6 protein-coding genes are annotated in these 12,902 nt (G+C 61.6%); 4 read left to right on the top strand and 2 right to left on the bottom strand.

Translation table 11 applies throughout. From position 1 onward, the window contains the following. The first annotated feature begins 294 nt into the window (after nt 1-294). From J3U87_RS16685 to J3U87_RS16675, 3 genes are all read left to right on the top strand, one after another. Nucleotides 295-3,672 (top strand): ligand-binding sensor domain-containing protein, encoded by a 3,378-nt coding sequence (locus J3U87_RS16685; protein ID WP_237384189.1) that lies wholly within the window; start codon nt 295-297, stop codon nt 3,670-3,672. A gap of 10 nt (nt 3,673-3,682) precedes the next feature. Further along, nucleotides 3,683-6,982 (top strand): two-component regulator propeller domain-containing protein, encoded by a 3,300-nt coding sequence (locus J3U87_RS16680; protein WP_237384188.1) that lies wholly within the window; start codon nt 3,683-3,685, stop codon nt 6,980-6,982. A 197-nt stretch (nt 6,983-7,179) separates the two neighbouring features. Continuing rightward, entirely contained in the window at nt 7,180-9,537 is a 2,358-nt protein-coding gene (locus tag J3U87_RS16675) for a glutamine--tRNA ligase/YqeY domain fusion protein (RefSeq protein ID WP_237384187.1), read from the top strand. A 151-nt stretch (nt 9,538-9,688) separates the two neighbouring features. On the opposite strand, the gene J3U87_RS16670 is transcribed toward J3U87_RS16675, so the two are convergent. After that, nucleotides 9,689-10,033: a hypothetical protein gene (locus tag J3U87_RS16670; protein ID WP_237384186.1), complete on the bottom strand. Its 345-nt coding sequence runs from the start codon at nt 10,031-10,033 to the stop codon at nt 9,689-9,691. A gap of 520 nt (nt 10,034-10,553) precedes the next feature. Here J3U87_RS16670 and J3U87_RS16665 point away from each other — a divergent pair. After that, entirely contained in the window at nt 10,554-12,386 is a 1,833-nt protein-coding gene (locus tag J3U87_RS16665) for a motility associated factor glycosyltransferase family protein (RefSeq protein ID WP_237384185.1), read from the top strand. Between the two features lie 13 nt (nt 12,387-12,399). Here the strand turns inward: J3U87_RS16665 and J3U87_RS16660 are convergent, their stop codons facing one another. Next, nucleotides 12,400-12,891, bottom strand: a complete 492-nt coding sequence (locus J3U87_RS16660; RefSeq protein ID WP_237384184.1) for a GNAT family N-acetyltransferase — start codon at nt 12,889-12,891, stop codon at nt 12,400-12,402. Nucleotides 12,892-12,902: the final 11 nt, after the last annotated feature.

Genomic DNA, 12,902 nt, shown 5'->3' with positions numbered 1-12,902 from the left:
CCGGACGGATCGCTGACACCCAAATCACATGCTTCGAGCCAAAACGATCTATTGTAGCAGTGGCGCAACATCGGCTACAGCGGTCCCGGCCAGGAATTCCCGACCGCGCCGCCAAGCCCGGCGATTCGGGAAGGTACCCGACCCGAATCGATCGCCGGTTCCGGCCCGTGCCACCCCCGCGAAAAAGCCGCGCCGATTCAGGTTTTGGGTTGTGAATACGATACATTTGAATGAAGACCGACCGATGATCCATCGTTATCCTTATGGCCTGAAGTCCTTCCTGGAGTTTTTCCATTGACCCTGCTGCTCAGCTTCTGGCTGGCGTCCATGATGGGCCTCGACCCATCAAAAAGCCTCCACCACTACGTTCACGAGAGTTGGCAGGCCAAAGAGGGCTTGCCGCAAAACTCCGTGCGTTCCCTGTGGCAGACGAGGGACCAATACATCTGGGTCGCGACACAGGAAGGCCTGGCCCGCTTCGACGGCAGCCGCTTCGTGGTGTTTCACAAGCACAACACGCCGGGCCTGGCGAACCACGACATCCGGGCGCTCTACGAGGACCGCAATGGCATCTTTTGGATCGGCAACCGCGCGGGCCACCTGTTTCGCTCGCAGCCGCACATCGAAAGCCTGAACCTGCAAAAGATCGAGAGTGAAATTGCCCAGGCCCCGATCAAGGTCATTCGCGAGGACGGCGACGGAACCCTGTGGGTCGGCACCGAAAGCCAGGGGCTGTTCCACCTGGAGAAGGGCGTGTTGCGGCAATATGTCGACGGCCCCCGCTACATTTCGGATCTCTTCCTGGACTCGCACGGCCTTCTGTGGGCGGCCAGTGAGGATCGCGGCCTGGGCTGCCTCGAGAACGGCACCTGGCGGTGGTTCGGCCTGGAGAGGGGACTGCACGACCTCGACATCTCCAGCCTGCTCGTCGACAGTCGCGGCCGCCTGTGGTTGGGCACCGAATTCCGCGGCATCCAAATGTTCGACGACACCGAGGCCCTGACCAAGGGAAAGGGCGCGAGTTCGGTCCTTACCCGCGAGCAGGGCCTGAGCGGCAACCAAATCACGGCTTTGTTCGAAGATCGCAATGGAACGATCTGGGTCGCGACCGTGGGCGAGGGCATCACCCGCATCACGACCGACCCGAACGGTCAGGGTCGGGCGGCACTTCGTCTCACCGCCCACCCGGACCCGTTCCCCCTGACCAACGGCCATGTCTACAGCTTCCTCGAGGATTTGGAGGGCAATCTGTGGTTGGGCACCATCGGTGGTGGGCTCAATCGCTTCTCCGACGGGTTCATGACGGCATTGACCCGACGTGACGGCCTCAGCAACAACATGATCTGGGTCGCCAGGCACGACCCCAAGGGCGGTGTGTGGATCGGCAGCGACGACGCCACCCTACACCACGTGAACGGCGATGCGATCACCGATTACACCCATCGCCTGTTGCCGGATGGGGCACTGGCCCAGTCGGTGCTGCGGGATCGTCGCGGCCACCTGTGGATCGCAACCGACGGCGACGGCGTCGTTCACTTCGACGGCGAAACCGTCACACGTTTCACGGAAGAGTCGCACGGATTGGCCGAAGACTACGTCAACACCCTGCACGACCACAGCGACGGCTCCATGTGGATCGGCACCTACGAAAAGGGCATTTCCGTTTACCGCGACGGCCGTTTCACCACCATCGACAAGGATGCCGGCCTGCCCCACAACAACATCACCGATATCGAACAAGATGCCCAGGGCAGGATCTGGGTCAGTACCGGCCGCGGATTGGCAGTGGAAAAGGGCGACGGCTGGCGGATCTGGACCAAGCAGGACGGCCTGCCCGCCAATCAGTTCTTCCTGATTTACCGCGACTCTCGCGACCATCTCTGGCTTTCCACCGAATCGGCGGGACTGGTTCGGTTCCGCGGCAATCGCTTCGACGTATTCCGCACCCGTGACGGCCTGTTCGCGGACACGGTGTTTCAAATCATCGAGGATCGAGACAGAGGCCTGTGGTTCACCAGCAACTACGGCATCTACCATTTGGCCATGGACCAGTTCGACCGCTACCTGCGGGGCGACATCGACACCCTCCCGTTCGAGAGTTTCGACCGCAGTGACGGCATGCAGAGCGTCGAATGCAATGACATCGGTCCGTCCTCCGGGTGCATGGACAACGAGGGCATCATCTGGGTGCCCACGATCATGGGTGTCGTGCGCTTCGATCCCGAACGGGCGCGCCCCGTACCCGAATCCCTGAAAGTGGTGATCGAGGAGGTCTCGTACGAACGCGGCAGGCCGAAACCGGGCAAACACCCCGTATTCCCGGCCGGCAGTCACCATTTCCAACTGCATTTCACCGCGCTGAACTTCGTCAAGTCGCGCAACCTGGCGTTCCGCTACCGCATGGAACCCTACGATCGGGACTGGGTCGAAGCCGGCACCAATCGCGTGGCCTACTACAGCCACCTGCCCCCGGGCGATTTCCGGTTCCGGGTGGCGGCCCGCCTGCCGGGCGGCGCCTGGCACGAAGCCGCGACGCCCTACGTCTTTCGATTGTCCCCGTTCATCTACCAACGCCCGGTGTTCTACCTGGCGCTGCTGCTCGTTTTTCTCCTCCTGGGCTACCTGGCTCACCTGTGGCGCATCCGCAACCACCAGCGACAGCGCCGTGAACTGGAGCAGACGGTGGCGGCGCGAACCACGGAACTGACCGCGATGAACGAGGAGATGGCCCGCGTCAACCGCCAATTGGCCGAAAGCGCCCGACTCGCCGGCATGGCCCAGATCGCTACCGACCTGCTGCACAATATCGGCAACGCGCTCAACAGTGCCCTGACCTCCGCCGAACTGATGAGCGATCGTTACCACGATCCCGCGGTCTCGCGGCTGCTCGCCCGCATCGACAAACTCACCCAGGACGAGGCCGCCCACCTGGGAAGCTTCATTCTCGATTCCAAGCAGGGTCGCAATCTGCCCAGCGCCCTGCGTGACATGTGTGACGTGCTGGAGGAAGCGCGCTCGGAAGTGGACCTGGAACTTCGCCTGTTCCTGCGCCAGGTTGCCCACATCACCGATATCGTCAACAACCAAAAGGAGTTGAACAACCAACACCGCGCCTATGAAGAGGCCGACCTGAACCTGTTGATCGAAGACGTACTCCAGATGCACGCGAACCTGATTCGCGCCGAGAACATCGAATTGGTCGAGGACCTCCAGCCACTCCCGCTGGTGCGCATCTTCAAATCAGAGTTCATGCAAATCATCGCCAATCTGGTGAAGAACGCCTGCGAGGCCATTCATCTTCACCAGGGTCGACAGCGCCACGTCCTGACGGTTCGCACCCAGAGCAAACCCGACGGTTTCGTCACGATCCTCATCAGCGACACCGGCGAAGGCATCAAACCGGATGATCGAGACAAGCTGTTCCAATATGGCTTCACGACCAAAAAACAGGGACACGGATTCGGCCTGCATTATTGCGCCAAGGTCGTCGAGGAAATGAAGGGCCGCCTCGAAGTCATCAGCGCCGGTCCAAACAGGGGCACCCAATTCCGGGTCGTGCTCCCCATCGATACGGAGACCCATCCGGTGGAAAGGCCGCTGGCCCAAAGCGAGACCGGTGAATCGCAGCCATCGGGCTTTACGCCTCAGGGCCATCACGAAAAGCCGGCGTAGGAGTTCATCCATGAGACGCCCCCGGTTCATGCGAACACCGACGGCCCTCCTGCCTGCCGTTCTGGCTGCCGGCCTTTGGTTCTTCTGGAGCTCCTCGCTTTGGGCCAAGGAATTGAACCAATACATCGTGCGCCTGTGGAACACGGACGACGGGCTCCCCCAGAATTCGGTGGTCTCGCTCATTCAAGCCTCGGATGGGTTCATCTGGTTCGGCACGCACGAGGGCCTGGTGCGCTTCGACGGCTTCACTTTCCGCGTCTTTCAGCACGAAAACACGCCCAACATGGATTCGAATTTGGTCAACGCGGTATGCGAAGGCCGTGACGGGCGCATCTGGTTCGCATCCAACCAGGCCGAACTCTACTATCTGGACAGGAATCTCAACTGTTTCAAGGGCCCCAGCCTCGGCCTCGAAGACGATTCGGTCACCTGCATGGTCGCCACCCGCGACGGCACGATCTACATCGGCACGCGCAAAAACGAAGGGTTCGTGCTGCGCGACGATCGCGTCAAGGGCCTGCGCCTGGACGCGCGGAAACCCGACACGATCTGGGATTACCAGGTCGACGACATGGGTCGGCTCTGGGTGGCCAGCCGCAAGGGACTGTACTTGGTCGAAGGCGAGCGAATCACCCGCTTCGGGGAGGACCGGGGTTTGCCGAGCGACCGGGTCTGGTGCCTCGAGTTGGACTTGCAGGGCCGCCTGTGGGTCGGCACGTCGAAAGGGCTCTGCTTCGTGGAAAACGACGAGATCGTGCAACCGGATCTGGGAGGCGCGTTGCTCGACCCCAACGTGTTCTGCATGGAGGAGGATACCAACGGTATTCTCTGGATCGGGATGGGCAACGGCGGGCTGGCCGGAATCAGCCCGGAGGCCAAACTGGTTCAATCCTTTTCCCAGGAACACGGCCTGCCCTACAACACCGTGGCCACGCTCTGCCCGGATCGCGAAGGCAACATGTGGGTCGGCGTGGAATCGGGGGGCCTGCTGCGTTTCCGGGACGGCCCGGTCACCACCTTCACCACGGAACACGGATTGCCGCACAACATGGTGCGTTCGGTCACCTTCGACGGCGATGGTGTTCTTTGGGCGGCCACGGACGGCGGCCTGCTGAAGATCGAAGACGAGGTGCTCGGCAGTTTCGGGCGCGAGCAGGGCCTACCGGGCGAACAGCTCGAATGCCTGTACGCGGATCCCGAGGGCGGCCTGTGGATCGGCAGTTTCGGTACCGGCCTGATCCACTATCGGGACGGCGAATTCAAGGTCTACGACGCCGATGACGGCATGACCGCCAAATCGATCAACCGCATCCTGCGCGATCGCAACGGTACCCTCTGGATCGCCACCCGCCAGGGCCTGATGCGCTTCCGCGACAACCGGTTCCGCACCTTCACCACCGCGGACGGGCTCTCCTCCAACCTCATCATCAACCTGCTCGAGGCGCACGACGGCACACTGTGGATCGCCACCCGAGGCGGCGGCCTGAACCAATACCGCAACGGTGTGTTCGACACCCTGGATCACCGCCACGGCCTGTCGAGCGACCAGGTCTTGGCGTTGTACGAGGACGCGGAGGGCGTGCTGTGGGCGGGCACTTCGGACAACGGGCTCAATCGCATTCGCGATCGTCGCATCACCCATGTCAACATGGCCGACGGCCTGTACGACGACAAGGTTCTCGAAATCCTCGAAGACGACCAGCAACGCTTTTGGATGAGCTCGAATCACGGCGTCTACCTGATTCCCCGGGCCGAGATCAACGCCTACATGGACGCCACGGGTTCCCGCCAACTGCTGCGCTGCACCGTGTTCACCACCGAAGACGGCATGCGCAGCGCCGAGTGCAACGGCGGCGCCTTCCCCGCCGGTGCCCTGGGCCCGGACGGTCAATCGTGGTTTCCCACCATTCAGGGCCTGACCGTGATGGACGCCAACCAAATGTACCGAAACCCGCTGCCACCGCCGATTCACATCACCGAGGTTCGGGTCGACGGGAAACCGTACGATCCCGCCATACCCGCCCTATTGCCCGCCGGTGCCGGCAAATTGGAAATCCACTACACCGCCCTCAGCTTCGCCGTGCCGGGCCGGGTGCGCTTCCGAACCATGTTGGAGGGCATCGACCACGAACCGATCGATGCCGGCAACCGCCGCACCGCCTTCTACACCAACCTGCCGCCCGGTAAGTACCGGTTCATCGTGAAGGGTTCCAACAACGACGGATTGTGGAACGAAGAAGGCGCCATGTTCGAGTTCGAACAGCAGGGGTTCTTCTACCAGGGTCCCTGGTTCAAGGTCCTGCTGGTCGCCCTCCTGCTCGGATCGCTGTGGCTGCTGGACCGCATTCGTTTCGTACGCATCCACAAGCGCCAGGTCACCCTGGAGCGGTTGGTTTCCGAACGCACCGACAATCTCCAGCGCACCCACGGCAGACTGGTCACCGCGCAGGAACAGGTGATCGAGGCCGCCCATCGCGCGGGCATGGCCGAGATCGCCTACAACGTGCTGCACCAGGTGGAGGATGCCATCACCCGGGTCCGATCCGACATCGAGCAGGCCCACGGCCTGCTGGACGCCAATCGCGGCCCAAAAAAGGTGCCCAAAGTCTTGACCCGCATCGAGGCCCTGCCCGGCGGCTACATGTCCCTGCGCCACGAGGACAGCCGCGGCGGGGAGCTGCGGCGCGAGCTGGTTCAGGAGGTGGCCCACCTTTCGACGCAGCGGTCGGCCCTGGCCACCTGTCTGGGCAAGATCAACAACCAAATCTACCAACTCACCCAAATCGTCTCGGCCCAGCAGAAATACGCCAAGCAGGACAACGTGTCGCACCCGGTCGACATCAATCAGCTCATCGCCGATGCCATCAAGATCAAGGGCAAGGACTTGCGAGCGGCCAGGGTCGCGCTGAACCAGGATCTCGAACCGCTGCCCACCTACTACCTCCAGCGCGCCAAGCTCCTGCGGATCTTTCTCAATCTGCTGCAGCACGCCTGTGAATGTATGGCGACCAACGAGGAAGACCGGCCGCGCCGCCTCATGATCCGCACCTTCCAATCCACCCGCGAGATCATCGTCGAAATGCGCGACAGTGGACCGGCCGTCACTCCCGCCGATCTACCACGGCTGTTCGCCCAGGGCGGCACGGCACGTCCCTCGGCCAACCGTTTCCTGCTCCACGCCTGCGCCACCGCGATTCACGAAATGAAAGGCGAGATCAAAGCCTACTGCGACGGCGACGACAGCGGCGTTCGCTTCCGGCTTTCGCTTCCGCTGGCCACCATCGAAGCGGGCGAGAGCCGCGAAGATTGAAGGGACCCCCGCGGCTCCCGAAGTTCCCAGCGTCGAACGGCGGTCTTTTGTGAGAAACAGGGTCCAGATCCGGGCTCCATTTCCGCGCCGACCGATGGTAGTATTGCGGTCACGTCGGCCCGGCGCGGCCGCAGGAGGGGCTCGGAACTCGGCGTTCCCCGCCCGCTCCCATGACTTTCTCGCGAGGTATTCCAGTCTTGAGTCACGCACCAGCTTCTCCCGGCGATGCCGCCGCCGATAAGAGCAAAGACGGCAGACCATCCAACTTCATTCGAGCCATCATCGAAGAGGATTTGCGCACCGGCAAGCACCAGGGACGCGTGGCGACCAGATTCCCCCCCGAGCCCAACGGTTACCTGCACATCGGCCACGCCAAGTCGATCTGTCTGAACTTCGGGTTGGCCGGAGAGTATGGCGGAACCTGCCATCTGCGATTCGACGACACCAATCCCACGACCGAAGACATGGAGTACGTGGCATCCATCCAAAACGATATTCGCTGGCTCGGCTTCGACTGGCAAGACCACCTGTATTTCGCATCGGACTATTTCGACGAACTCTACGCCTCTGCAGAACACCTCATCAAGAAGGGCAAGGCCTATGTGGACAGCCTCAGCGAAGAGGAGATTCGCACCTATCGCGGCACCGTCACCGAGCCCGGCAAGCCGAGCCCCTATCGCGACCGCAGTGTGGAAGAGAACCTGGACCTGTTCCGGAAAATGCGTGCCGGTGACTTCGCCGACGGCGAACACGTGCTGCGGGCCAAGATCGACATGGCCGCGGCAAACATGAAGATGCGCGATCCCTTGCTGTACCGCATCCGCCACGCCCATCACTATCGCACGGGCGAAACCTGGTGCATCTACCCCATGTACGATTTCGCCCACTGCCTTTCCGACAGCATCGAGAACATCACCCACTCCATCTGCACCCTGGAATTCGAGAACAACCGCGATATCTACGATTGGGTCATCGCCGAGTGTGACCGCGAGAACGTGCCGCACCAGTACGAATTCGCCCGCTTGAAACTGAACTACACCGTCATGAGCAAGCGCAAATTCCTGCGCCTGGTGAACGAGAAGCTGGTCAGTGGCTGGGATGATCCGCGCATGCCCACCATCGCCGGTATGCGCCGGCGCGGCTACACCGCCGAGGCCATTCGCGATCTGTGCGAACGGGTCGGCGTGGCCAAGGCCAACAGCACCGTCGATTTCACCAAACTCGAATTCTGCGTGCGCAACGACCTCAACCCGAAGGTCCCGCGGGTCCTCGCCATACAAAACCCGTTGAAGGTCGTCATCGACAACTATCCCGAAGACAAGGTGGAGATGTTGGACGCCTCGCTCTACCCCCACGACGTGCCGTTGGAGGGCTCGCGCGAACTGCCGTTCTCGCGCGAGATCTACATCGACCGCGACGATTTCCGCGAGGACCCCCCCAAGAAATTCTTCCGCTTGGCGCCGGGACGGGAAGTCCGCCTTCGCCACGCCTACATCATCAAATGCGAGAAGGTCGTCAAGGATCCCGAAAGCGGCGAGATCACCGCCCTGCACTGCACGTACGACGCCGCCACCCTGGGTACCAACCCCACCGACCGCAAGGTCAAGGGCACCATTCATTGGGTCTCCGCCAAACACGCGGTGCCCGCCGAAATCCGTCTCTACGATCGTCTGTTGGCCGTGGAACATCCGGATCAGGAAGAAGGGGATTTTCTCGACATGCTCAACCCCGATTCCCTGGAGGTGGTTCAGGGCTTCGTGGAACCCGCCATCGCGGGCGATGCCGATGGCACCCGTTACCAATTCGAGCGGCTGGGTTATTTCATTCGCGACGTGGGCGACAGCACACCCGACAAACCGGTCTACAACCGCATCGTGGGACTGCGCGATTCCTGGGCCAAGATCTCCGGGGAGACCAAAGCGAAGCCGGCGGCCCCTTCCAAACCCGCGCCGAGCAAGGTGGAAAAGGCCACGCCGGCACCGGCCGAACCGAAGCGCGACCCCCTGGCCGACAAGACGCCGGAACTGGCCGCCAAATTCACGGCCTACCGCGATGACCACGGCTTGAGTGAGGAAGACGCCGACCTGCTGACGGCGGACCCGGCCCGCGTTCGGTTCTTCGAAGCGGCTCTGGCGACCCACGACAACGCCAAGGCCATCGCCAACTGGATCAACAACGAACTGGCGCGCGAGCTGAAGGATCGCCCGCTGTCCCAATTACCGTTCGGCCCCACCGAACTCGCCGAATTGGTGGCGTTGATCGACGCCGACACCATTTCCAACAAGATCGCCCGCGACGTCTTCGCCGTGTTGGCCGAGAAGGGCGGCAAACCGGCCGACATCGTCGCCAAACGGGGACTCACCCAAGTCAGCGATACGGCCGAGTTGGAGCGGATCCTGGCCCAAATCGCGGCGGATCACCCCGACGAAGTCGCGCGATACAAGGCCGGCGAGAAAAAGCTCACCGGCTTTTTCGTGGGCAAGATGATGAAGGCCACGGGCGGCAAGGCCAATCCCAAGGTCATCAACCGTCTCGTCGCCGAAAAGCTCGGCTGATCCGCGCTGCCCATCCAGAAAGGGGAGACTTCTTCCCATCGGGATCGCCCGGCTGGATGGGCACGCCATCGGGCGTCAGGGTTCGGATCTCGGCAACAACCGCCTCTTCGCGGAATGGGCCGACTTCCGGTTCACGGGCGGGTTTGGTCCATCATTCCTTGAATTCCAGGCCCAACTTGAAGAGGTCTTCGTCCAAGTCTTTGCGCCAGCGGATGATGGCGGGCAACGGATGGAGCCGACCGACCTTGACGATGCACGGGACATCCTTGGTCAGCTTTTCATAGTCTTTGTTGTAGCGAACCAATACCAGACCGCAGCCCTGGTGGGATTGCTCGACCACCATCGCCACGTATTCCGGCTCGAAACTGTCATCCTCGGTGTGGATATCGATATGCGCCACGACCTCCGTCGTGCGGATATCGAGATCTTTCTGCATGGTGCTCCCCACGCTGTAACGGAAGAAGCGCCGCCGTTCCCCGGCATGAAGTTCGTCCATGGAACTCAACCTCCAAACCAAACTTTAGAATCGAAAAGGACATCCGTTGCGGGTTGGGTACAAAGGAGAGGGCTGGGAAGCGTTCGAGAGACAGGTGTGGTTGAAGCGATCATCCCCAGGCAACTTGAAGGACGGTGAAACTCGGATAGTGAGGGTTTTCCACCCGCGATCTCGGGCGATGGTGAACCGAGCGCGGGCAATTCCCGGTTGCTGAAAAAAGGACTGTTTTCCATCCTAACACATTCATCTACAAATAGTTTACTTCTGGCTTCAATTTCCCTTCCACAACCATTGGACTCCTGGAAACCGGTCACGCGGAACCCTGCGCCGTTCAGCTCGTTTTCACGAGCGCCACTCTCCGGTTACAATATCTCCCAAACTCATTTGGAACCACGGATGAAGAAAATCGCCGGGAAAATATTGCACGCTACGATCCAACGCCTCGATAACTGGCGGAACGGCCGACGGCGTGGCATTGCCGAACGGCGCGAATAGCCCAAGCCCATGTCGAGGTGCTCGCTTGCCGGAAAACCTGGAAGCACGTAATCGTGCCTTTTTGAAAGAATACGATCCCGATTTATTGGATGAATTGGCGCAGATCGGCGGCACCGCCCAGCATCCGGAGCCGGCCCGCAAGGGCGGCCTGGCCCTGCGCTATCGCGACGCCTGGGTCCACGGCCGCTACGACCCCCTCAAAGAGGCGACCAAGCTGGTCCAATCTCCCGCGGCACAACTGCACATCCACGTGGGGTTCGGTTTGGGGCACGCCCTGATCGCCGACGAAGTGTCCGCCTCCAGCCGCGTGTTGATCTTCGAACCTTTTCCCGACCTGCTTCGAACCATGCTGCACCACGTCGACCTGGCCCGGCTTCTCCCCCAAAAGCAGGCCATTCTCTGCGGCTCCGAACCCCGCTTCAAGGAACTGCTCGCCCGCCTGCTCCCCATCCAGCCCGGCGCCCTCAAATTGGTGCTGCTGCCGGCGCACCGCCAACTCATGCCGAACGTCGACGCATGGCTGAAGCGCATCGTCGCCGAGGCCCGATTCCAGAAGGAACTGGGTCGGAGAACCATCGATCGCCTGATGCCGCTGTTCACACGGGCGGCGCTGGAGGCCCTGCCCCACAGCACGAGGCTTCCCGGAGTGGAACGGCTGGCGGACCGTTTCAAGGACGTGCCGGCGGTCATCGTGTCGCCAGGACCTTCACTGGCCCGTAACCTCGCGGCGTTGCGGCCCTACCGGAACCAGGTGCTGGTCTTCGCCCTGGCCCGTACCGCCCGTCCCCTGGAATGCGCCGGCATCGCACCGGATTTCCTGGTGCACATGGAGTCCCAACCCTTCTACCAGTCGATCGCCGACTGCACCAACCTGGGCCAAACCCACTTCCTGCTGTCGGACAAGGCCGAAATCCCGTTTTTCACGCATTCACACGGGCACACTTTCGTCTACGGAAATCCCACCAATCTCGTGGGTACCTGGCTGGCGCAACAATTCCCGGAACGCATGAAGCGCCATCACCTGGATTCAGGTGGTTCGGTGGCCAACGACGCCTGTTCCCTGGCCGTCGCGTTCGGCTGCAATCCGGTGATCCTCATCGGTCAGGATCTTTCGGTCTCCGACCACTACTACACCATGCCCGAATTCAACCAGAACTTCTGCCATGTGGCCGAAGACGAGCGCATGGTTCCCGGTTATTTCGGCCGGCCGGTCCGTTCACTCACCAACTACCACCAGTTCCTCCTGTGGTTCGGCGATTTCGCCGCACGGATTCGCTGGCGGGACCCAGGTCGCCTGCTGGTCAACGCCACGCAGGGCGGTGCCGAGATCCCCCACTTCGAAAAACGCAAACTGCGCGAGGTGCTCCGGCGCTATGTGGGCGATGCGATGCCGGACCTGGACATCGTCGAGGAAGCCGCCGCGATCGATCCCGAAGAAACCCTGAGTCATTCCGAGTGCCTCGCGCTCCTGCGCCGAACCCAAAACCAGGTGACGCAAATCGAAGCCCTGTGCCGGCAGTTTCTGTCTTTCGCCGCCAAGCTCCAGGCGCTCGCCGACGAGGCGACGCCGGATGCGTTGGTATTACTGCAGCAACACCTCCCCTACCTGGAGACCTACCACCGCGCCTACGCGGAAATACAGCAGGGCCTGCCCATCATCTCGGGATTCATCCAATCGGAGTTACACGAAATCGAGGAGATGGATCCCACGAAAGTCGCCGAAGAGGCCGACGACCTGACCCGTTTGCTCGTGGAGATTCGGAACGACTTGAGCCGGATGGCGGCGACCTACGGTGCCGTATTGAGCGGATGTGAAGCGGTGGCGCCCATTCTCGCCAAACTGACGGACAAATCCTGAATGCGGCTTCCGCTCAGGACGCGTTGCCGGGAGGCGGGCACTCCATCAGGTGGTAGACGCCGTTGGTATCCACCTTTTTGAAACCGAGTCGAAGGTAGAGGTGCATGGCGGGATTGTTGTGCTCCACGTGGATTCGAACCGGTTGGTCCTTGCCGTGGGCCTCGGCCAGAATCTCGCGCAGCAGGTCACCGCCGATGCCCTTGCCGCGATAATCCGGCAACAGCGCGATATCGACCACACGAATTTCGTCGTCACGCCGATCCACGTACAGGCGCCCTGCGGGAACGCCGTTGACCAGGATCAGGTCGAAATCGGTGCTGGGCCATTGTTCGTGGTAGAACTTGTGCTGGGCTTGGAATTGAAACTCCAGAAAATCGACTATTTCTTTTTCGCTCCAACCGGATGCCTGCATTTCTTCCAAGCGGGTCGAGCGGTAGACCTCACTCAAAAACGCCGTGTCGCGCTCCTCGGCTGGCCGTAGGGAGACATGGAGGGTACCTAACATCGTTCGTCCTT

This window comes from Sulfidibacter corallicola (assembly GCF_017498545.1).
Lineage (GTDB): Bacteria > Acidobacteriota > Holophagae > Acanthopleuribacterales > Acanthopleuribacteraceae > Sulfidibacter > Sulfidibacter corallicola.
Note: the sequence above shows the minus strand (reverse complement) of the source record. Positions and strands in the feature narration are given on the sequence as shown.